Annotated in this window: 15 protein-coding genes and 1 riboswitch; of the genes, 7 read left to right on the top strand and 8 right to left on the bottom strand. The window is 72.7% G+C overall.

Going from position 1 to position 21,506, the window contains the following annotated elements:
- Positions 1-18 precede the first annotated feature (18 nt).
- Positions 19-224, bottom strand: a riboswitch (cobalamin riboswitch).
- A 24-nt stretch (positions 225-248) separates the two neighbouring features.
- Positions 249-1,571: an acyltransferase family protein gene (locus tag CP978_RS02790; protein WP_043437228.1), complete on the bottom strand. Its 1,323-nt coding sequence runs from the start codon at positions 1,569-1,571 to the stop codon at positions 249-251.
- 248 nt (positions 1,572-1,819) lie between these two features.
- Between CP978_RS02790 and CP978_RS02785 the strand changes: the two genes are divergently transcribed.
- Complete coding sequence (locus CP978_RS02785; RefSeq protein WP_043437227.1) at positions 1,820-2,584, top strand: SDR family NAD(P)-dependent oxidoreductase; 765 nt, start codon at positions 1,820-1,822, stop codon at positions 2,582-2,584.
- Positions 2,585-2,643: 59 nt separating this feature from the next.
- Here CP978_RS02785 and CP978_RS02780 read toward each other — a convergent pair whose 3' ends face one another.
- Entirely contained in the window at positions 2,644-3,684 is a 1,041-nt protein-coding gene (locus CP978_RS02780; RefSeq protein WP_043437226.1) for a vWA domain-containing protein, read from the bottom strand.
- 268 nt (positions 3,685-3,952) lie between these two features.
- Here CP978_RS02780 and CP978_RS34745 point away from each other — a divergent pair, with 268 nt between their 5' ends.
- Positions 3,953-4,423 (top strand): CU044_2847 family protein, encoded by a 471-nt coding sequence (locus CP978_RS34745; protein WP_063839036.1) that lies wholly within the window; start codon positions 3,953-3,955, stop codon positions 4,421-4,423.
- A 95-nt stretch (positions 4,424-4,518) separates the two neighbouring features.
- Here the strand turns inward: CP978_RS34745 and CP978_RS02770 are convergent, their stop codons facing one another.
- Positions 4,519-6,081: a chloride channel protein gene (locus CP978_RS02770; RefSeq protein WP_079161971.1), complete on the bottom strand. Its 1,563-nt coding sequence runs from the start codon at positions 6,079-6,081 to the stop codon at positions 4,519-4,521.
- A 209-nt stretch (positions 6,082-6,290) separates the two neighbouring features.
- Here CP978_RS02770 and fxsA point away from each other — a divergent pair, with 209 nt between their 5' ends.
- From fxsA to CP978_RS02755, 3 genes are read left to right on the top strand one after another with little or no spacing between them, the layout of a single operon-like run.
- Entirely contained in the window at positions 6,291-6,533 is a 243-nt protein-coding gene (gene fxsA / locus CP978_RS02765; RefSeq protein ID WP_144401428.1) for an FxSxx-COOH cyclophane-containing RiPP peptide, read from the top strand.
- Complete coding sequence (locus tag CP978_RS02760; RefSeq protein ID WP_043437224.1) at positions 6,530-7,759, top strand: FxsB family cyclophane-forming radical SAM/SPASM peptide maturase; 1,230 nt, start codon at positions 6,530-6,532, stop codon at positions 7,757-7,759. The genes fxsA and CP978_RS02760 overlap by 4 nt, the downstream gene beginning before the upstream one ends.
- Positions 7,756-9,012: an aKG-HExxH-type peptide beta-hydroxylase gene (locus CP978_RS02755; RefSeq protein WP_158508313.1), complete on the top strand. Its 1,257-nt coding sequence runs from the start codon at positions 7,756-7,758 to the stop codon at positions 9,010-9,012. Before CP978_RS02760 ends, CP978_RS02755 begins: the two co-directional genes overlap by 4 nt.
- A gap of 23 nt (positions 9,013-9,035) precedes the next feature.
- On the opposite strand, the gene fxsT is transcribed toward CP978_RS02755, so the two are convergent.
- From fxsT to CP978_RS02730, 5 genes are all read right to left on the bottom strand, one after another.
- Positions 9,036-13,547 (bottom strand): FxSxx-COOH system tetratricopeptide repeat protein, encoded by a 4,512-nt coding sequence (fxsT, locus tag CP978_RS02750; protein WP_144401427.1) that lies wholly within the window; start codon positions 13,545-13,547, stop codon positions 9,036-9,038.
- Positions 13,514-14,590: an AAA family ATPase gene (locus tag CP978_RS02745; protein WP_052453966.1), complete on the bottom strand. Its 1,077-nt coding sequence runs from the start codon at positions 14,588-14,590 to the stop codon at positions 13,514-13,516. Before CP978_RS02745 ends, fxsT begins: the two co-directional genes overlap by 34 nt.
- Complete coding sequence (locus CP978_RS02740; protein WP_043437219.1) at positions 14,562-16,088, bottom strand: VMAP-C domain-containing protein; 1,527 nt, start codon at positions 16,086-16,088, stop codon at positions 14,562-14,564. Before CP978_RS02740 ends, CP978_RS02745 begins: the two co-directional genes overlap by 29 nt.
- Positions 16,085-17,122, bottom strand: a complete 1,038-nt coding sequence (locus tag CP978_RS02735; RefSeq protein ID WP_079161969.1) for an effector-associated domain 2-containing protein — start codon at positions 17,120-17,122, stop codon at positions 16,085-16,087. Before CP978_RS02735 ends, CP978_RS02740 begins: the two co-directional genes overlap by 4 nt.
- A gap of 268 nt (positions 17,123-17,390) precedes the next feature.
- Positions 17,391-18,011 (bottom strand): TetR/AcrR family transcriptional regulator, encoded by a 621-nt coding sequence (locus CP978_RS02730; RefSeq protein WP_043437218.1) that lies wholly within the window; start codon positions 18,009-18,011, stop codon positions 17,391-17,393.
- Positions 18,012-18,148: 137 nt separating this feature from the next.
- On the opposite strand from CP978_RS02730, the gene CP978_RS02725 reads away from it, so the two are divergent.
- Positions 18,149-19,663, top strand: a complete 1,515-nt coding sequence (locus CP978_RS02725) for an APC family permease (protein WP_052453964.1) — start codon at positions 18,149-18,151, stop codon at positions 19,661-19,663.
- Between the two features lie 75 nt (positions 19,664-19,738).
- A complete protein-coding gene (locus CP978_RS02720) occupies positions 19,739-21,340 on the top strand; it encodes an amidohydrolase (RefSeq protein WP_043437216.1) in 1,602 nt (533 codons plus the stop codon).
- Positions 21,341-21,506 lie beyond the last annotated feature (166 nt).

Genomic DNA, 21,506 nt, shown 5'->3' with positions numbered 1-21,506 from the left:
TTCTCCAAAACCCTCGTGGAACATGTCGCGCCGTGACCGGTCTCCTGGCTTCTGCATCGACATTCCACGGCCGGCCTTCCCGGACGGCTCGTTCCCGATCCACCCAGTGGCCCCGACCGCTCCGTGGAGCGGTCGGCGAGGGCCGCGGAACTCCGCAGCTACAGTGGCGAGGGCCGCACCGGCTTTCGACCGGTTTCCCGTACACCACGGCGGCGACACGCTATCAGCCCCGTGCTGCGGCCACCGGATCAGGCGGCCTCCTCCAGGTCGGCCTCGCGCCGCACGGGACGCTCCGGCACCGTCCGGCTCCGGCCCGGCAGCAGCAACAGCCCCATTCCCAGGACGAGACCCAGCGAGGGCAGCACCGGGAAGCGACCCTCGTACGCGAATCCCTGCACGGCGAAGCGGGACAGGGCGGCGACGTTCACGGCGAGGCCGAGCCACAGCGGCCAGGAGCGGCGCAGACCGGCATCCGGGCGGGTCCGTTCGTACAGCGTGGCCAGCTTCCGCTCCAGCGGTCGCAGCGCCGCCGCGAGACCGGCGAGCACAAGCCCGAGCACCAGCAGCCACGGCACCCGCAGCGCCCACCACCCGGCGGACCCGAAGACGGGCTCGGGCGCGAGGTCGGTCAGGTAGAACGCGGCGGCCACGACCAGCACCGGCAGCATGTGCCACAGATACAGCGTCAGGCTCGCACCGCCGACCGGCCGCACCAGACGCCACACCCACGCGCGGTCCAGAAGCCTCCGCACGGCTGGCGCGACCAGCAGACACACGCCGGTCTGGGCCACCACCCACGCCAGCATCGCCAGCGACGGCGGGTCGGTGTTGCTGGGCGTCTGCCCCGTCACAAGGATCAGACTGACCGGGAACGGCCCGAGACCGACCAGCGCCGCGAACGCCGCCCCACCGCCCACCGCCATCGCGGCCGGCACCCGCCGACGACGCGTCAGCAGACCGTCCCGCCAGCAGAAGCCCAACTGATAGGCCACGCCCCACACCAGGACGTAGTTGACCAGACCGGCAAACGGCGCGTGCACCGTCACCACCAGCACCCCGACGGCCGCGGCCCCCATGCCCATGACCACGGCGGCGCGCAGCCCCCAGCGCCGATGTGCCGCATACAGCGGCGGCGTCAGGGCACTGAGCAGCAGGTACACCGGAAGGAACCAGAACTGCATGCCCATCGCCCAGCCCACGAGCGCAAGCGTGCCCGCATCCACACCGACCGCCGCACAGATCCCGACGGCGAGCAGCACAAGACCGCTGTAGGCGCCCGCCGGAAGCAGCAGCCGCAACGACCGCCGTCCCACCCAGCCGGCCGCGGAACCACCCGCCGCGCGCGCCCGCGACCAGGAGCCCCCCGCGGCGTGACCGCCGGCCAGGAAGAACAGCGGCATGATCTGAAAGCCCAGAGTCAGCCACTGCGTCCAAGGGACCGTCGCCAACAACTCGGGCGCGGTGATCCGTCCGTCGCTCTCCCGGACCAGGCCGGTGATCAGCCAGTGGCCGAGCACCACCAGGACGATCGCCCACGCACGCAAGAAGTCGACATAACGGTCTCTGCCCATGCTCGTCATGCTGCCGCACACCCGGGCGGCAGCATGACGAGAACTCCGCACCGCAACCAATCCGTGCCCGCCACGACACCCGGAGGGGTGGCCGACGGCTGTTCGCCGACGACGCCAAGTCCCCTGCCCACGACGGGAATCCACGGGGGGGCGCTCGACGCTTTCTCCCTCGAACCCTGAAGCGGTGAGCCATGGCCGCCTGACAAAGTAATTCCGTCCGCTACGACAGGTACCGAGGAGCTTCCCCCATGACCGCCCGTTTCAAGGACAAGGTCGTCGTCGTCACCGGCGCGGGATCCGGCATCGGCCGGGCCGGCGCCAGGGCTTTCGCCCGTGAGGGCGCCACCGTGGTCGCCGCCGGCGCCCGGCTCGAGTCCATCGAGGAGACCGTGCGACTCGTCGACGAGGAGGACGGCGGCACCGCCGAAGCGGTCGTCGCCGACGTCACCCGGCCCGAGGACATGGAGCGTCTGGTCCGCACCACGGTGGAGCGCCACGGCGGCCTGCATATCGCGCACAACAACGCCGGCGTCTTCGGCAAACCCACCCCGGTCGGCGATCTGGACCTGGCGGTGTGGCACTCCGTGCTGGACGTCAATCTGAACGGTGTCCTGCACAGCATGCAGCAGGAGATCGCCCATATGCGGGCCAACGGCGGCGGCGTCATCGTCAACACCGCGTCCAACATCGGCTATCACGGCCGCCGCCCCGGCATGGCCGCCTACGCCGCCTCCAAGGCCGCCGTGAGCACCCTCACCCGGGTCGCCGCCCTGGACCACATCAAGGACAACGTACGTATCAACGCGGTGAGCCCCGGCGCCACCGACACCGGCATGTCGCTGCGCCCCGGGGAGACCGACACCGACCGCGCGGCCCGACTGGCCACGACAGTGCCGATCGCCCGCGTCGCCACCACCGACGAGATCGTGGCCGCGGTGCTCTGGCTCGCCTCCGACGAGTCCAGCTTCGTCGTCGGCCACGACCTCGTCGTCGACGGCGGCGTCACCAGCTGATCCCGCCACGGCCACGATCGGGACCGACCCTTTGTCCCACCACCTGATCACAGCTTCGGTCAGAGCATCAGCAGCAGCCGTGTGTTCGGTACGAGCTTCCGGTTCACGCTGGTGCTCTGCACGAAGATCGTGAAGTCGTCGTTGTGGTCCGGCTTGACGCGGATCTCCACGTCCGGCAGGCCGAGCATGGCTCGGGCCTCGGGCCCCGTGTACACCCGGTCCGACTTCTTCTCCAGCACCGCGATCTGCTTCCGCGCCTGGATCTTCTCCGACTTGCTCAGCTGGTAGAACGCACCACCGGTACGGTAGGTGTGCCCGCACTCGATGACCCAGTCCCGTATCGCCGCGTCGCGAGCCACCGGGATCAGCTGGTACGCCGACGGATTCACCGGGGTGAGGCCGGCCGCCTTGATGGTGTCCTTGTTGACCGTGTCCGCACCCGTGGAGAACACCGCCCGCGAGCCCCGGATGCCCTGTGTGCGGCCCACCATGAAATTCTCGGTGGCCTGCCGGATGACCTGCCCGGCCTCCTCCAGACCCCGTGTGCTCGTGGCGTCCCAGATGGCGATGTTGTCCCTCGGGAAACCGCACTGCATGGCCTCGCGCTTGCCCATCTGGTCCGGCACCAGGACGGCCAGCGTCCAGTTGTCCTGCTGAGTCTCGATCATCTCGGCCACGGCCTTGACCAGGCCGCGTTGATCCCTGGTAGGGGCATCCGGGGAGCGATGACTCGCGTTCTCCTGCCCGTCGGTGAGCACGAACGTCAAAAAGCTGTGGTCGCCGTACAGTTGAGCCGTCTGCGCCAGCTCCCGCTGCGACTTCAGCGCGGCCGCCAGCAGAGCCGTCATTCCACCGACCCGGTACAGCTGCTTCAGCGACGGCATCCGCAGCACGTCCTTGTCGTAGATGACGCACTCCACCGTGTCCGCGAAGACGTACACCGTGACGCGGGTCTCCTGGTCCAGCTCCCTGGACCGGCGGGCAAGGTAGGCGATCTGCTGGTCGGCGACTTCGACGACCTTGCGGCTCAGATGCGACATGGACGAACTGGCGTCCAGCACAAGAGCGACGTGATTGATGTAGTTCTGGTATCCGGACATGACAGCGCCCCCTCTTTCCGACTCGATGCTTCTACCGTCTCACCCACCACTGACAATCGATCAGGACCGCTCCCCACTCACGATCGACGAGCGTCGCGGAGTAGAGGAGGGCGATCCCCTGTACTTCGACTACGTCCTGATCACCACAGGGCCTGTCCGCTGACCTGAGCTCGGCGGTGCTTCAGGCCGGAGGGCGGCGGGTAGATGCCGGCACGGGTGCCGCCGAGGACCGGGGGCGGGCCGGGCACGGTGGACGAAGGGGGAGCTCATGTCCGACGAGCTGGTGCGGTTCGAGCTGGGGGAGGGCTCGGCCGGGGTCTATGTGGAACTGGCGGAGGACGACTCCGGGGTGGAACGGGTACGGCGGCGCAGCGGCGCGCGGTCGGACGCGGTGGACGGGTTCGAGAACGGCCTGGACCAGATCCGTGACGTGGCGGCCCGCACACTGCGGCGGATCACCTCGATGCCGGCCGCACCGTCGACGGTGGAGCTGGAGTTCGGGGTGAAGTTCAGCGTGGAGGCGGGCGCGGTCATCGCCCGGACCGGCGTCGAGGGGCACCTGAAGGTGAAGGTGGTCTGGGAGAACGCCGCTCTGCGACGGCGGGCGGGGCAGGACGAGGACGACGAGGACGACGAGGACGACGAGGACGACGAGGGCGGTGAGACGACCGGGGCGGGGGACGCCACCGGGGCGGCGCACGCGACCGGAAACAGCGCCGGAGCCGGCACCGGAGTCTGATTCGGCTCCCGGCGTCGTCTCGCCGTCGGAGTCGGCGTCCGACCCGGCGCGGGGTCACTTCGCCGTCGATGGCGGCGACTGCCCCCGCGGCACGGTCACTTCGGCATCGGATCCGTCGGTTTGACCGCCACCGGGTCCGCACCGGCCGGCTTCCGGCGCATGGGAGCCACCCTCGTGTGCGGTGCCGGTGCCGTCACGACCTCAGGGGGCGTCGCCTCCTCCACCGGACTCGGCCCGGCCCCGATCCGTTCCAGCTGGCTCCGGTACAGCGTCGTGCGGCCGGTGACGGACTGCGCGCACAGCACCGCCAGGATGCCGGGGCCGAGGAGCGAGGCGTCGCCCAGCATCTCCGCCACCATCACCAGGACCCCGAGCGGAGCATGGGCCACGGAGCCCAGACAGGCCGCCATCCCCACCGCCACCGGGACGAGCGGACTGTGGGGAGCGATGCCGAGCGGCTCTGCCAGCCGCCACAACGCCGCGCCCACACCGGCGCCCACCACCATGCCCGGACCGAAGATGCCGCCCGACCCGCCGGAGCCGACCGTCAGCGCCGTACCCACGATCTTCGCCAGCGGCAGCGCGAGTACCACGGCCAGCGGCAGACCCAGCAGCAACTGCCGTTGTGTCACCGCCTCCATCAGGCCGTACCCGGTGCCCAGCACCCCCGGCACCAGCAACCCCAGCCCGCCCACCAGCAGCGCCCCGACCGTCGGCGCCGCGATCCGGGTGAGCAGCCCGCGCGCCCGTTTCTCCACCCGTGTGTGCACCGCGTAGAAACACGCCGTGAACAGTCGCCCGGCGCCGCCCGCGACCACGCCCACCACCGCCACCACGGCGAACTCGCCCACAGTGCTGACCGCCTGGCCCGGGTGGCTGCCCAGTACCGGGGTGAATCCGAAGCAGGCGCCGAACACCAGCCAGCCCGCGACGGAGGCGATGAGCGCCTTCGGCAGCACCTTGGCGTCCATGCCCCTGCGGTACAGCAGCTCCGCCCCGAGCAGTGCCCCGCCGAGCGGAGCCCGGAAGATCGCGCCCACTCCCGAGGCGAGCCCGATCACCAGTGCCGTACGAGCCTGCTCCCGCGACATACCGGTGCGCCGGGCGATGACGGAGCCGAACGCCGCCGAGATCTGCGCGGCCGGTCCCTCCGTGCCCCCCGAGCCGCCGGAGCCGAGGGTCAGGGCCGACGCCACGAGCTTCACCACCGTCACCCGGCCGCGCATGCCCGTCGGGTCGTGGTGGGCGGCAGCGATGGCGGCGTCCGTGCCGTGACCGCGCGCCTCGGGCGCCAGCCAGAGGGCGAACACCGTGGCGGTCAGGGCACCGCCCGCCGCCACCAGCGGCACCAGCCACGGCCGGTCGGAGCCCGCCAGCGTACGGAACCCGCCCTCCGCCGACGTCCGGTAGGGCCGGTAACCGGCCACGGATTCCAGCAGCCAGCCGGTGCACAGATGCAGCAGCCCGAACAGTGCCGCGGCGCCCAGCCCCGCCACGGCGCCGATGAGGACGGCGGGCACCACCCAGCGTGCCGTCGAGTCGTCCCTGTCGTCGCCGGGCAGCAGTCGAGCGCCCCAGGACCGTAACGACCGGCGCCATGACCGCACTGCCGCACCACGCGCCCCCGTCTCCACCTGAGCACTCCCGCCGGCCGACATCGTCACCACCTCAGAGGGTGACGGTCGGCCGGTGTCAAGGTCAACCTCCCCGCCCGGATGGGGGATGACGGCGCGTCAGGATGACGACAACCCCTCGCACAACCGTCCAATACCGCCCGAAGGAACCCATGGGCCGCGCCCGAATCACGGGCTGACCTGCCCACGTTCCTCTGGTTATCCTCAAAGTGGGTGCAACGGACAGTCATGGTGTGGCGGCGACCTATGGGGGGCTGAGAGCGATGCCGAGCGGGGCGGGTGAGAGCACGGCGGACATGCCGGATCTGACGGGACTGCCCCTGGAGGAGATCCTGGACGGCACCGATTCGGCGCTGTCCGAGGCGTTGCGCCGCGTGCTGCGCCAACTGGCCGGCGAGGAGGCCCCGGTGGCCGCCTACGACTCCGGAGGCGACACCGCGGAAGGTCCCGGACGAGTCACCACCCCGGCCCCGTGAAGCCGGCCGACGGCGCCGACCCCGGCCGGTGGCCCGACGACCTCCTCGACGTCGCGGCCCTGCGCACGTCCGGCACGCGCCCGCTGCCCTTCCGGGAGTTCGTCGTCAAGGTGCACAGCCGCTGCAACCTCGCCTGCACCTACTGCTATGTCTACGAGGCCGCCGACCAACTCTGGCGGGCCCAGCCGCACACCATGTCGCCGCGCACCGCCGAACAGGTGTGCAGTCGCATCGCCGAACACGCCGAACGCCACCGGCCCGCCTCCGTGCGGGTCATCCTGCACGGAGGCGAACCGCTGCTGGCCGGCGTCCCGCTGCTCCGTGAGATGACCCGCACCCTGCGCAGGCTCATGCCCGGCGGCACCGAGACGGACGTCGTCATCCAGACCAACGGCACCCTGCTCGACACGGACGTGCTGCGTCTGTGCCACGAGGAGGACATCAGGATCGCGGTCAGCCTCGACGGCACCGCCGAGGTCCACGACCGCACCCGCCGTGACCACGCCGGACGCGGCAGCCACGCCCGGGTCGCCGGCGCGCTGCGGCGGCTGGCCGCGCCCGAGCACCGCCGCGTGTGGGCCGGCGTACTGTGCACCGTCGACGTCACCGCCGACCCGCTCGCCACCTATGAGCACCTGCTGTCGTACGACCCGCCGTCCGTCCGTCTCCTGCTGCCCCTCGGCAACTGGACGAACCGCCCACCGGGCCGCCCCGAGGACCCCACCGAGACTCCTTACGGCCAGTGGCTCGCCACCGTCTTCGACCGCTGGTACACGGCCCCCGGACCACCGGTGCGCATCGCGTTCTTCGAGTCGGTCCTCGACCTCCTGCTCGGCGGCGTCACCCGCACCGAGACCATCGGCGGGGCCCCCTCCCAGCTCGCCGTGGTCGACACGGACGGCGCGCTCACCCTCTCCGACCAGCTGAAATCGGCGTACGAAGGGGCCGACCGCAGTGGCCTGGACGTCTACCGCCACACGTTCGACGCGCTGCTGGACCACCCCGGGGTGGTGGCCCGGCAACTGGCGGCGAACGGGCTGGCCGCACAGTGCCGGGCCTGCCCGGTCGGCGCGGTCTGCGGCGGCGGCCACTACCCGCACCGCTACCGCGCCGACAACGGCTACCTCAACCCGTCCGTGTACTGCCCGGACCTGATGGCGCTGATCCGGCATGTGGCCGATGTCCTCCGGGCCGACCTCGACCGAGCCGGCGGAGTGCGCCCTTGACGCCCGGCCGCCCGGCCGCAGCAGCGGCCCCACCCGCATTGACGCTGCCCCACGACCTGTGGCGGCAGATCGCCCGTGGGACACCGGACGCCGACACCCTGCGCCTGCTGCGCACCGCCCGCGCCGGCCGCAATCTGCTGCTGTTGCGGGCCGTGCACCACGCCTCCCGTGCTGCCCCGGGCCGGGCGGGCCGGGACTCCGGCACCGCCACGGCCCTCCTCGCCGCCGTACGCCGCCGGGCACCCGCCGTCTTCGACACACTCGTCATGGACCCCGCCGCCGGGATCGTGCTCGCCGAAGCCGTACGCAACGGCCACGGCGATCCGGTGGCCGTGCTCGCGGCGGTCGCCGGACACCGGGCGGGCCTTCCCTTCCGGCTGGAGGTTCCGGTGCGCCACGGCACCGTCGAACTGCCCGGCCTGGGCCGCGCCGGCCTGGATCCCGGCGCGAGCACCGCGCGTCTGGAGCGCGGCCCGCACGGCCCGACCACCGTGACCGCCCCCGGCACGCCCGGCGCGGTCCTGATACCCGACCCGCCGGCGGAGCGCGCGCCCGGCTGGGAGCCGGTGCCACGCGTCCGTCTCACGGCGCCGCGCCCGGACGCGGCGCCGGTGATACGCCTCGATTCCCACGATTCCCTGGACCTCGGCGTCCCCCGCGCCCTCGGCCCGCAGGAACTGGCGCGCTGGCGTGACCGGCTCGGCGCGGCCTGGGAGGTGCTCGCCGTCCGCCATCCCGAGCGCGCGGACGCGGTACGCGCCACCGTGCGCGCCGTCGTGCCCCTCGATCCGCGGCGGCCCCGCGGCACACGCGGCGCCTGGCTGAGCGCCTCCTTCAGCGACGCCTTCGGTCTCGTCGCCCTCGCCCCGCTGGACGACCCGGCCGAACTCGCCGCCGCGCTCGTCCATGAGACACAGCACTCCCTGCTGTACGCCCTCCAGGACCTCACCCGGCTGCTCCACGCCCGCCCCGGTGCGCGCGGGCCCGCGCCCTGGAGCGACCGGCCCCGCCCGCCGTCGGCACTGCTCCAGGGCGCCGTCGCGTTCCTGGTGACCGCCGCGTTCTGGCGCCGGGAGGCCGCTCTCGGCGATCGGGCGGCCGCCGCGCCGTACGAGCGGTGGCGGCGCACCGCCCACCTGGCCTGCGACGAACTGGAGCGCGGCGGCTGGCTCACCGAGCACGGACACCGGCTCCTGGACGCCCTGCGGGACGTGCTCGCCGATTGGGCGGCCATGCCCGCACGCGGAGGGTGACGAGAGGACCCGGCGCCCCGGAATCAGATCGGCGGCGGCTCGATGTCGCACTCGGCGCGGATGCCGGCCGCGGCGCCCCGGCTCTCCGGATGGTCCGGGCCGAGCGTCGCGAGATAGCGCCGCTGCACCGAGGCGAGCAGCTCCTCACCCGCCTCCGCCGCGTCCGTCGCGATCATGTCCAGGGCCACATTGGTCAGCGCGGCCAGTGTCCCCGGGTGCCGGTCCCCGTAACGGGCCCGGAGTTTTTGGGCGCACTCCTCGCCCAGCGCCCGCGCCGCCGCCGGGTCGCCGCCCAGTGCCAGGTCGGTGGCGAGGTTCACCCGGGCGAGCAGCAGCCAGGGGTGATCGTCCGGGAGCGCGGAGGCGAGGGCCGCCACCGTCTCCTCGTCGACCCGGCGGGCCTCGGCGTGCCGCTGGGCGGCGCGCAGGGCCGCCCCGTGATCGACGCCCGCCACGCCCGTCAGCGGGTGCCGTGGGCCGAGCACCGCCCGGTAGCGGTGCAGGGCCTCGGCGCTGTGCTCGAGCGCCCGCTCCGGGGCGCCGGTCAGCCGCAGGTCGTTGGAGATGTTCGTCAGTGCCGCCAGGGTGTCGATGTGGTCCGGGCCGAAATGCAGGCGGTACTGCTCCAGCGACTCCCGCGCCAGGGCGAGCCCCTGCTCCAGCTCGCCCGCCTTGCGGCAGGTCACCGACATGTTCTTGATGGCGCGCAGCGTGTGCGGGTGCTGGTCGCCGTACTGTTCGCGATACCGGGCCAGCGTGCTCGTCTGGAGGATCAGCGCGTCCGCGTACCGGCCGCACTCGCGCAGGTCGCGGGCGACGTTGTTGATCGAGAACAGCGTCGAGCGGGCCGTGGGACCCAGGAGTTCCAGGCGGGCGTCGTGGATGCGCTGGTCGAGCGCGAGCGCCTCCTCGTACAGGCCGTTGACGCGCAGGCTGACGCTGTAGTTGTGACCGACGGTCAGGACGTGCGGGCTCTGGTCGCCATGGCGTCCGACACTGCGGTCGTAGGCCTCGCGGTCGAGGGCCAGCGCCTCGGTGAAGCGGCCCGCAGCGCGCAGATCGGCGGCCCTGGCACCGGCCACGGTGAGGGTGAACTCGTCGTTCTCGCCCAGGGTGGCGCGCAGCCGCCTGAGCACCTCCTCGTTGATCCGCCGCGACTCGTCGAACTCGGCCAGCTGCCAGTGGGCGCTCGCCTGCTGACGGCGCGCCCAGAGGGTCTGGACGTGATCGGGGCCCAGCGTGGTGTGCCAGACCTCGGCGACCCGGCGGGCCAGCTGGGCGGCGCCCTGGAAGTCACCGCGGGCGATGACGTAGCCGAGGATGTTCAGCGCCGTGTCGCGGGCCTCGGCGTCCCCGCAGTGCAGCAGGCCGGACGGTTCGAGGTGGGGCAGGATGTCGGCATAGTTGCGCCAGTTCTGCGGGCGCTGGGAGTCCCCGGGGTCGTGTGCGCCGATGATCTGATGGACCAGATGACGCAGCCGGGTGGCCTCGTCGGCGGACAGCTCGTCGCGCAGGACGCCGCCGAGCAGCCGGTGCACCTGGAGCGTGCCGGTGGCGGGGTTGACGGTCAGCAGCGAGTACTGGTTGATGGCCCGGATCGCCCGGCCCCGGGCCAGCTCGTCGCGGGCGACGGGGGCGAGGTCGTCGGGCAGGTTCAGCAGCCGGGCGTCGCGCAGGAAGGACTGGGCGATGGGCTCCGGGCCGAAGAAGGCGAGCAGCCGCAGTAGTTCGAGCGCCTGCGGGTGCCGCGCGCGCAGCAGGTCCACCGAGGTGCGCCAGGTGGCCGCGACGGGCCGGACGCCGGACGCCGAGGGTTCCTCCAGCACCTCCCTGCGGCGGTGCTCCAGCAGGTCCAGATAGGAGGCGGTGTCGATGCCGGAGTGGGCCAGTGCCGCGACCGAGTGCTCGAGCGCCAGCGGCAGGTCGCCCAGCGCCTCGGCGAGCCGTTCCGCCTCCTCACGACTGGTCCACGGGGTGCGCCGGCGCAGGAACCCGATGCTCTCCTCCCGGCTGAACACGTCCATCTGCAGGGCGTGGACCCGCTCGGCCCAGCCGGAGTGCCGGGACGTCACCAGTACATGGCCCGCCCCGTCCGGCACGCCGAGCAGCGAGGGGATGTACGGCACCACGTCCTCGGGCGCTCCGGCGTTGTCCATCACCAGCAGCCAGCGCCTGAACGGGGTGCCGGTGGACATCGCCGCCAGCACCCGGTCCACGGGGTCACCGGGACCGTCGGCCGCCACGCCGAAGTCCGGTACCAGGGAGGCGAGTTGCTCTCGGATCACGGCGGGCTGCTCGGCGTCGATCCACCAGATCCGCTCGTACTCGGTGTGGTGGCGGTGGACGTACTCCACGGCAAGCCGGGTCTTGCCGACCCCGCCCATCCCGTACAGGGCGTACGGCAGCACGGCCACCCGGTCGTCCGAGTTCAGCACGGCCCGCAGCCGGTCGAGCTCCTCCTCCCGGCCGGTGAAGTAGGAGGCCTGCGGCAGCGGCATGGTCCGCGGCAGCCGGGCAGGCAGCGGCGGCCGTGCCGGGGCGCCGCTTCCGTGCTCATCCGGCCGATCGACGCCCGGAGCCGGGTGCGTCGTACGGGACGAGGCGGGATCCATCGACACGACCTCCATGTGCTGAGCCGATTCCCTGAAGGGAGGAGTGGCGGCCGCCTCCGGAGCGCCCGGTGCGGCGGACCGACGCCCGCTTTCCTCCCCGTCACCCGCCGTCGCCAAAGACGAGTGCGCCCGTACGCGGGCCAGTGCGCCTCCGTAGGCCGGTCCGAGCGCCGCCAGGGCCGGCGCCGCCGCCGACAGCAGTTCGTGGTCGGCGGCGCCCAGGGCGGCCCCGTCCAGTTCGCCGGGCGCGGCCACCAGAGTGCCGAGGAGACCGGAGCGCGCGCCCATCGCCCGTCCGGCGACGGCCGACACCTGCTGAAGCGTACGCAGCGTCTCGGTCCGTCCCAGGCCGTGCAGGAGCCGCTCGCGCACGCCGTCCAGGAACTCGTAGCGCGGGCCGCCGCCGCCCGTGCCGGCGTGCGCCGCCAGCAGGCCGCCGAGCAGGATCTCCGCGAACGGCAGCGGTCCGGCCGCCCGGCCCAGCAGGCGCTGCACCGCACCCACCACCTCCGGCCGCAGCGGCACCATCGCGAGCTGTGCGGCCAGCCGTCGCGCCTGGGGGGAGGCGTTGCGCAGGAAACGGCGTACCGCCTGCTCGGCGGAGACCGGCCGCGGCCGGTGGTCCGGGGCGAGCGGCGGCAGACACTCCGGTGCCAGTCCCTGCCCGTCCACGAGCAGGGCGGTCACATCGCTGTGCGCCCGGGCCTCGCCCGTCACCATGCGCGCCCAGCCCGCGAACCAGGCGGTCTCCAGCTCCAGCACCGGTACCGGCAGCGCGTCGGGGTGCACCCAGCGTTTGTTGTGGTGCAGCAGGAGGAGAGCGTTGGGCAGCCCGGGCGCCACGGCGCGCACCCGCAGGTCGCGGGGGACCGCCTCGCACAGGTCCCACAGCCGGCTGGGCAGCGGCTGGAGCACCGCCACGGGCGCGTGCCGTGCCCAGCGGTGGAGCAGCCGGGGCACGCTGCCGGACGCCCAGGCGTCGCCCACGCAGTCGCTCATCAGCAGCACCAGCCGGCGCCCCTGCGGGTGGAGCAGTTCGCCGGGGTCGCGGGCGGGGCCGCCCCGCTCCGAGCGCAGCCGCGCCGACTTCCCGCCACGGGTGTCCAGCCACCAGATCCGTACGTCGGCGAAGGCGCCCTGGCGGCGCAGGAGTTCGGCGAGCTCCTGCGCGACGCCCCGCCACAGTGCCATCGACACGCTGTGCTCGACGACCAGGGCGACCTCGAACCACCGGTCCGGCACATCCACCAGCACCGGGCTCCACCGGCCCAGCTCGGCCGACCTGACCGCGGTCCGCTCCTCGTCCAGGGCGTGGCGGAGACGTGAGGGGACCCGGCGGTTGAACGGGCGCAGGGTCCGGGCGAAACGGAGGGGGTCGCGCAGGACGCCGGGGCGGGTGTCGGTGTCGAACAGCAGTGGGACACCGGTCGTCGAGCCGACCGGGGAACCCATGTCGTGCAGCGGCCCGCGGTTCAGGCGCGCGGCGGCCGTCCCGAGCAGGGAAGCCGAGGCGAGCGCGTCTGCCGCGTCACGCCGGGGCCGCACCGGCTCCGACCCGCCGGATCCGTCCGGTCCGTCCGGTCCGTCGGGGCGGGGCGGCGTGTCGACCGCCGGGGGCTCAGGGGCGGGTCCCGGCGCATCGGACAGGACAGGCCAGGGGGGCGCCCCCGACGGCAGATCGTCGACCGCCGGGGGAGTGCCCGCGGTCTCCGGGGCGCTCGTGGTGTCCGCGGCGCCCGGCATGCCCGGAGCACTCCCGGCGCTCGCCGTCGACGCATCAGCCGGCGCACCGTGCTCCGACAGCACGCCCCCGGCCGCCCCGATGCGGTCCGTCAGCCAGAGCGCCTCCGCCCACTCACGTGCCGTCGGCGCCCGGCCCGCCCGGCCGGTCATGGCGAGGAGTCCGTCGCCAGGCTGCGCCACAGCGCGGCCCGTAACTGCGTCCAGGACGCCTCGTCGGCGTCGGCGGCGCCGTTCGTCAGCATGTGCACGGTGTTCAGGAGCTGGTCGGCGGCGAGTGAGCCTTCGCCGCGCTCCTTCAGGAATGAGCGGACCAATTGCCGGGTGCGCGGATCCGGTTGCGACCCGAAGTGCGCCTCGACCATCGCGGCCAGCCGTTCCTCGTCCGGAACGGCGAGCTCGACCTCCAGGCACCTGCGGCGGAAGGCGGGGGAGAAGGCCCGTTCCCCGTTGCTCGTGATCACCACGATCGGGAACTCCGAGCAGCGCACCCGGCCGTCGCGCACCACGACCGGCGAGCCGTGGTCGGCCGTGCCGACACGCGCCTCACGGCGGGACTGACCCAGCCGCTCCAGCTCCCTGATGCGGAACTCGCCCTCCTCGAAGATGTGCAGCAGGTCGTTGGGCAGGTCGATGTCGCTCTTGTCCAGCTCGTCCACGAGCAGCACGCGCGGCCGCTTCCAGGGCAGCAGCGCCGTGCCGAGCGGACCGAGCGTCAGATAGCGGCCCACATCGGGCAGCGGCCCGCGCTCCGTGCCGGGAGCCGCCGCCACGGGTGTGTCCTGCACCCGGCCGATCGCGTCGTAGTCGTACAGCCCGTCGCGCAGGGTGGTGCGGCTGACCACCGGCCACCACAGCACCCGGCCCAGGCCCAGTTCGGCGGCGATCTGGTGGGCCAGGCTGGACTTCCCGGTGCCCGGCTGCCCGGTGACCAGCAGCGGACGGCGCAGCTGGATCGCGGCGTTGATGACGTCGACGACGGCGTGGTCCAGGGTGCCGGCCCGGCGTGAGCCCAGCTTGCGCTCGACGTCCGTGTGGTCGCCCGGGGCGGGGATGTCGAGCGGCGGGATGTCGGTGTCCGGCCTGAAGCGTCGCCACGGCGGCGGGGAAGGCAACCGGGGCAGCGGATCGGACGGCGCGTGCTGCGCGCCGGTGTCCCGGAACACCCACCAGGCCGGAGGACGGGGATGCCGCGCCTCACGCTGGTCGGTCGACTCCCCGGTCATGGTGGCCACCCCCGGTCCGCGGATGCCCGAGCGCGGCCTCCGCCCCCTCCAGTCCGTCTTGGCTGTCCCACACTAGGGTGACGTGGCGATGCAGGTCCAGCGTCACCGCTGACCCGTAGCCGCTTGGACCGACGCCCCGCAGATGTCGTACCCGGTCCGGCAGCGCATCCAACCTTCCGGCCAGCACTTTCCACAACTGCGGCCCGGCTTCCGCGTGATGGCCCCGTCGGCGCAGCGCGACGATGGCGGGGATGCCGACTTCGAGCAGGACGTACACCGGGTCCGCTGCCAGGTCGCCGTCCCACTGCGGGGGCTCCAGCAGCACGAAGCAGAACGGGGTCTCGCCGTCGCGCAACTCGGTGAGCAGGTCGTACGGGGCGAGAACGCCGTCCGGCGCGACATACCGCACGGCGGGTGCCTCGAAGCCCCCGTCCGGGTTCGACCGCAGCCACGCCAGGCGCCGGTGCAGCGCGGGCCACCAGTACCGCTTGTGGAACCGGTCCCGACTGCGCACCAGCACCGTGTGATCGGCTCCGATCGGCCGCGCCACCGAACCCGCCGGGCGCACCGGGAACTGATCCACGTCCAGCCACAGCAGCGGCCTGGGCAGCAGGAACTCCACGCGCAGCCCCGCGCTCAGCTCACCCAGCCGCTCCAGCACGCTCTCGTGCAGCGCGGCGACCGTCTCCTCCAGCGCGCCGCGCGAGGTCACCCGGCAGTCGGCCAGCAGCGAGCTCGGCCCCTCCCGGGTGGCCAGCAGCCAGCCCCGTAGGTGGTACACGTCGGGGGCGGCCGGGTGCGCCACGATCTCCACCAGCAGGCGGGAGGGGGCGAAGGGCCGCCCCACACGTGCCGCCTCCCGGGCCCGGACCTGCTGGAGCGCCTCCTGCGGGCAGCCGATGTGATGCGCCACCTTGTCGCTCCAGGCTCGCAACTCCGCCTCCAGCAAAGACTGTTGGGTCACGGCGACGGCCTCGACGAAGGACAGCAGCGGGTGCGCCTCGGCCGCCGGTACGAGCGCGTCCTCCAGCGCGTCGAGCAGCGCCTCCAGCGCCTCGGGTCCGTCGGTGTCCCCGTCGACCGGTGGCAGGAACGGCAGGAAGGGCAGGGCGAGGGGCCCGAGACGGGTGCCGGGAGCGCGCGCCCCGAGCAGGGTGCGCAACTCGTCGCGCTCGCCGGGCGTGAGCAGCCTCTCCGGGTACAGCCGCAGATACATCTGCTCGACCGCGGCCCATGCCAGGGTGCCGGTACGCCCGCTGCCGAGCGTGTCGAGATAGAAGCGCAGGCCCTCCGGGTAGCGGTCGCACTCCCGCAGCGTCGCATAGAGGTCCTCCCGGGGGATTCCCGACGGCCTCTCGGACTCCAGCGGCCCGAACCGCTCGGTGAACGCCTCCGCGGACCGCCGCAGCGGACGCGGGTGGGCGAGTCCTGGGATGTGGGTGATGAGACCGGCCAGCTCCCAGAACAGATCCGCACGCGGGGTGTAGGCACCCGTCATGACGTCGGCCCGGGTGCGCCGCGCAGCCGCAGGACGACCCGCTCGAAATCCCGCATGGGCAGCGAGCCTCGCTCGTACCAGCGCAGCGCGGCGGCGAGCCGGTCGATGCCGTCCGCGTACTGCAGGCACAGCTCGACGACCCCGCGCACATCCTCGATCAGCACCGGAGACCGCTCGGCGAGATCGAAGATCTCGTCGCCGGTGTCACGCAGCACGCTCTCGCGGCGCTGCGGGTCGCGCATGCTCGGCACCTTGACCAGGGCGGTGGTCAGTTCGCGATCGGCGCCCGGCGGCCAGCCGGGCACGGGCGCGGGATCGCCGTGCAGGGCGTCGCCCAGCAGCGGGCAGTAGCGCACGACGGCCTCGACCGGGATCATCCAGGCGACACGCGATGCGGCGGGGCGACGAGCGGCCACGACGATGCCGATGACGTCCCCGTGCTCGTCGACGACACCCGCCCCGCTGTATCCGCCGCGCACCTGCCCGTCCGCCTGGTCCGGGCTGTCCAGCTGGACCCAGTCCGGGCTCAGCCCGCCCGCCCCGAGCAGCCGGGCGGCCACCCAGATGCCGGGACCGGCGGACGAGGCCTGACCGAAGACCCGCACACCCCGGCCCCGGGCGGGACCGCACGGCCGCAGCCGCGCCGGGACGCAGTCGGCCGGCGCCGGACCGCCCAGTGCGAGCACCGCGACGTCCGCGCGTTCCCGGTCGGGCGGCGCCCAGCCCTGCGGCAGCACCCAGCCGTACGACACATCAGCGGTCAGGGATCCCGGGTGGTCGACGACGAGGCGCCGTCCCCCCGGACTCTCCTGTTCCGCCAGTCCCAGTGCTTCCTGCACGACATGAGCACATGTCAGCACCCGTCCCCCGTCCACCAGAACACCCGATCCCACCGGTGTGTTGTCCGCGCCGAGAATCCGGACACGCCATGAGTCCTCGATCGACTGCGACACCCCGCGCCCCGTTCGCTCCGTCTTTGCACGATGTTGACAGACAACCGCTACTGGTAACAGTTGTGCGCCCGAATCCGGCATCCGGTCTCCAGGCACTCGGAGAAGCGCCGCCGCATGCGACGAGCACAGCCCCGTCCCGGTGTGGTGCCCCGTGACGGGACCGCCCACGCACCCGCGGCGCCCCGCCCGCTGCGGTCAATGTGCGGAGAAGCCCCGTCGACCCGCTGTGGGCGCAGCCGGGGGAGGGTTGGGCGTCTGCCCGTGGAAGCAGCGTCGTCATCCTGGAAGGTACTGGCCGGCCGAACCGTGAGGCTGTGGACCCGGCTCGTCGGTGGCGGTCGCCCTGATCTCAGGCGGGAGCCGCGGATGCCGCGAGGCCGCGGACATGGTCGAGGAACCCGGCGAGGGCCAGATCGAACGCCGCGTCGGCACGGCGCCCGCCGCCGACGGCGGCAAGCGCACGCTCGAGCAGGGGAGTCGACCCGTCCGGAGCGGGCTGCCACATGCTCTCCGGCGCGGCGAGATCCAGCGCCGAGCCCAGCACCAGGTTGTCCAGAGCGGTGATCACCGGCATCACGTCCGCCATCGCGAAGCCGGCCTCGATCAGCAGTTCCACGGCCCGCTCGTACTGCACCAGCACCTCGGGCGAGGCCACCTGAGACATCGTCAGCAGCGGGATCGAGCGGGGGTGTTCGGCGAAGGCGGCGCGGTAGGACCGGGCCCATGCCTCCAGCGCGCGGTCCCAGGGGCGCAGTTCGAGTGTGGAGGCGTCGATCGTCTCGGCGATACGGCTCCGCAGCAACTCGATGATTCCGGCGCGCCCCTCCACATGGTGGTACACGGAGGCGGTCTGGACCCCGAGGGCCCGGGCGATCTGGGGCACGCTGAAGTCGCCGTGGCTGTCGACCAACGCCAGTGCCGTTGCGCCGATCCGGTCCCTGTCGAGAAGGGCCTTGCTGGGCCGCGGCATCGCCGGTCCTCTCTCATGATCAGAAAAAAGGGTCTTCTCAGAGCGTAGCCGTGCGGGCTACAGTGCCGAAACCATCAGCCTTTAGGTTTACGGCTCGAGTGCCGGACCTGCCCCGGCCGCCGCAGAAGGGCACCTTTATGACAACCACCCCCGCGCCCGCAGCGGCCCCGGCACCGACCCTGCGTTCCGGCACGCTCGGCACCGCCGACATCGCCTTCTTCGTCGTCTCCGCCGCGGCGCCGCTCACGGTCATGGCCGGAGTGGCGCCGCTGGGCCTGCTCATCGGCGGCATCGGTGCGCCCGCGGGATATCTGGTGGCCGGCATCACCCTGACGATCTTCGCGGTGGGCTTCACCACCATGAGCCGTCATGTGCGCAACGGCGGCGGCTTCTACGCCTACATATCCCGGGGGCTGGGCCGCCCCGCCGGTTTCGGCGCGGCACTGCTCGCCCTGCTCGGCTACCTGGCCATGAACATCGGCGTCTACGGCCTGCTCGGCTCGGCGACGCACGACACCCTGCTGTCGCTCTTCGGCGTCGACGTGCCCTGGCCGGTCATCGCCCTGCTCGGGGTCGTGGTCATCTGGTACGGCGGTTTCCGCTCCATCGACTTCGGCGCCAAAGTGCTGGGCGTGCTGCTGCTGGGGGAGACCGCCATCCTGTTCCTGCTCGCCGTGGCGGTGCTGGCCAGAGGCGGCGCGCACGGCCTGTCCCTGCACTCCTTCGCCCCCGGCAACCTGACCACCGGTGGCATGCCCGGAGTCCTGTCCATGGCCTTCGCCGCCTTCACCGGATTCGAGTCCACCGTCATCTACCGCCGTGAGGCGAAGCACGCCGACCGGACCATTCCCCGTGCCACCTATGCCGCCGTCGCCTTCCTCGGCCTGTTCTACACGTTCATCGTGTGGATGATCATCCAGGCGTTCGGTGACAAGCAGGTCATCGCGACCGCGGCCAAGGACCCGACGGGACTGTTCTTCTCCGCGATCACCACCTATGTCGGCCCCTGGGCCGCCGACGCGATGCATGTGATGATCGTGACCAGCCTGATCGCCTCGTTGCTGGCCTTCCACAACGCCACCAACCGATACGGCCTGGCCATGGCGGAGGAAGGCGTGCTGCCCCGCTCGCTCGGCCGGATCCACTTTCGGCACCGCTCCCCTTACATCGCCGGTATCGCACAGAGCGTGCTCGCCGTCGTCGTGGTCGCCGGCTTCGCCGCCGCCGGAGCCGATCCGTACACGCGGCTCCTGCTGTGGGTGAACACCCCTGGCGTTCTCGGCCTGATCACGCTGCAACTGCTGGCCGCGCTCGCGGTGCCCCTCTTCTTCCGCCGCATCACACACGGCGAGGGCACCCTGCGCACCGTCGTCGCCCCGGCCCTGGCCACCCTGCTGCTGGGCGCCGCGCTCTGCCTGGTCATCGCCCACATCGACCTGCTGACCGGGGCCTCCGACTCCGTCAACCTGGTGCTGATCCTGCTGATCCCGGCGGTCTTCGTGGCCGGCCTCGGCTACGCCCTGCGGGTCCGCTCGCGCCGGCCGCACATCTACGCCGCCTTCGCCGCGGACCCGGCCGAGGACCCCGGCGCCCGTGCCGACAGCCGGAACGCGGGGCCCGCGGACTCCGTGCTGCCGGCCACCACGCCCTGACGGCGCCACTCCACGCGGACCGGCTCCGAACGAACCGCATTCACCTCCCCATCCGTACTCCCGCTAGGAACCCCCATGTCCGTCGCCCCGGATGTCATCGTCCTCGCCTCCCGAATCCACACCCTCGACCCCGGCCGGCCGCAGGCCACCGCCGTGGCCGTGCGGGACGGATTGATCACCGCGGTGGGCGACGAGGCCGAGGCACGGCACTGGCGCGGACCGGGCACCGAGGTGGTGGACCTCGGTGACGCCACCGTCGTTCCCGGACTCGTCGACGGACACAGCCACCCCGTGCTCGGTCTCGACCTCGCCACCGGAACCGACCTGTCCGGGGTGCGCGACCTCGACGGGCTGCGCACCGCACTCGCCGGCGCCGAGCGCATCGACGGCTGGATCCTCGGCTGGGGACTGGACCACAACGCCTTCGGCGGCCACCCGGTCCACCGCGACATCCTCGAGGCCGCCCTCGGTCCCGACACTCCCGTCTTCATCCGCCTCTACGACGGCCACTCCGCACTGGCCAGCGGTGCCGCCCTGCGCGCCGCCGGCGTGACCGGGGCGCGCTCCTTCGCCCAGCGCGCCACCGTGGTCTGCGACCCCGACGGCATCCCCACCGGACACCTGATCGAGCACGCCGCGATGGACCTGGTCGTCGCCGTGATGCCGAGGCGGCCCTTTGCCGAGCGTCGTGACGCGCTCCATGCGCTGCTGTCCGACATGGCCGCGTCCGGACTGACGGGTGCGCATGTGATGGACGCCGCCGGCGATGTGCTCGATCTGCTGTGCGCCGTCGAGGAGCGCCACGGGCAGGTCCCGCTGCGGCTGCGACTGCACCCCTGGTGCATGCCGGGCATCGACAAGGACGGCCTGGACGAACTGGTCGCCCTACAGGCCACGGCCGGACGCAACTGGCTGGTCGGCGGCGTCAAGTTCTTCATCGACGGCACCGTCGAGGGCGGCTCCGCCTGGCTGGAGCACCCCGACTGCCACGGACAGAGCCGCGACGCGCTCTGGCTCGACCCCGCCGACTACACCGCGGCCGTCCACCATCTGCACGCGGCGGGGGTCCGCACCGCCACCCACGCCATCGGCGACGCGGGCGTGCGCCATGTCCTCGACACCGTCGCCGCGCTCGGCGCCGACGCCCGGATGCGGCACCGGATCGAGCACATCGAGACGCTTCCCTACGAACAAGCGGCCCGCTTCGCCGAGTTGGGCGTCATCGCATCGATGCAGCCCACGCATTCCGCCTACACCCGGGCGGACCACACCGACGAATGGTCCACCAGGGTCGGCGCCGAGCGCGCCCGGCGGGCCTGGATCTGCCGTACCCTGCGCGACACCGGCGTGGTGCTGGCCCTCGGCTCCGACTGGCCGATCGCCCGCTTCGACGCCCGCGAGATCCTCGCCTACGCCCAGCTGCGCCGTCACCCCGGTACCGACATCACGCCCGTCTGCCCGGAACAGGCGCTCACCCCGCTCATGGCGTTGGAGGGTTACACCACCCATGCCGCGATAGCGGCCGGAGAAGCGCACCGCGCCGGACGCATCGCGCGCGGCCTGCGGGCCGATCTCACCGCGTTCGCCCTGGACCCGCTCATCACCCCGTCGGACGACATCGCGCAGAGCCCGGTCCCGCTCACCATGTCGAACGGCCGTATCACCCACCGCGCCTGACGCCGGCACAGGACCCGACGTCGCACCCGCTCCGTCCGGGTCGCCCTCCACGCTCGTCACCGGCCCGACCGGAGGTGCTGCGTGAGCCGGTCCACACCGTGCGTGCGCCGGGTGCGGCCCATGGACGGTGTGAGGCCGGCGTCGTTCTCACCCGACTGATCGCCCG

The organism is Streptomyces nodosus (assembly GCF_008704995.1).
GTDB classification, from domain to species: Bacteria; Actinomycetota; Actinomycetes; order Streptomycetales; family Streptomycetaceae; genus Streptomyces; species Streptomyces nodosus.
Note: the sequence above shows the minus strand (reverse complement) of the source record. Positions and strands in the feature narration are given on the sequence as shown.

What these genes read in the sequence shown, in the direction of transcription:
- CP978_RS02725 (WP_052453964.1), top strand. Translation starts at nt 18,149, where the DNA reads ATGACAACCACCCCCGCGCCCGCAGCGGCCCCGGCACCGACCCTGCGT.
- CP978_RS02735 (WP_079161969.1), bottom strand. Translation starts at nt 17,122, where the DNA reads ATGCCGGATTCGGGCGCACAACTGTTACCAGTAGCGGTTGTCTGTCAA.
- CP978_RS02720 (WP_043437216.1), top strand. Translation starts at nt 19,739, where the DNA reads ATGTCCGTCGCCCCGGATGTCATCGTCCTCGCCTCCCGAATCCACACC.
- CP978_RS34745 (WP_063839036.1), top strand. Translation starts at nt 3,953, where the DNA reads ATGTCCGACGAGCTGGTGCGGTTCGAGCTGGGGGAGGGCTCGGCCGGG.
- CP978_RS02740 (WP_043437219.1), bottom strand. Translation starts at nt 16,088, where the DNA reads ATGACGGGTGCCTACACCCCGCGTGCGGATCTGTTCTGGGAGCTGGCC.
- CP978_RS02790 (WP_043437228.1), bottom strand. Translation starts at nt 1,571, where the DNA reads ATGGGCAGAGACCGTTATGTCGACTTCTTGCGTGCGTGGGCGATCGTC.
- CP978_RS02730 (WP_043437218.1), bottom strand. Translation starts at nt 18,011, where the DNA reads ATGCCGCGGCCCAGCAAGGCCCTTCTCGACAGGGACCGGATCGGCGCA.
- CP978_RS02770 (WP_079161971.1), bottom strand. Translation starts at nt 6,081, where the DNA reads ATGTCGGCCGGCGGGAGTGCTCAGGTGGAGACGGGGGCGCGTGGTGCG.
- CP978_RS02745 (WP_052453966.1), bottom strand. Translation starts at nt 14,590, where the DNA reads ATGACCGGGGAGTCGACCGACCAGCGTGAGGCGCGGCATCCCCGTCCT.
- CP978_RS02780 (WP_043437226.1), bottom strand. Translation starts at nt 3,684, where the DNA reads ATGTCCGGATACCAGAACTACATCAATCACGTCGCTCTTGTGCTGGAC.
- CP978_RS02785 (WP_043437227.1), top strand. Translation starts at nt 1,820, where the DNA reads ATGACCGCCCGTTTCAAGGACAAGGTCGTCGTCGTCACCGGCGCGGGA.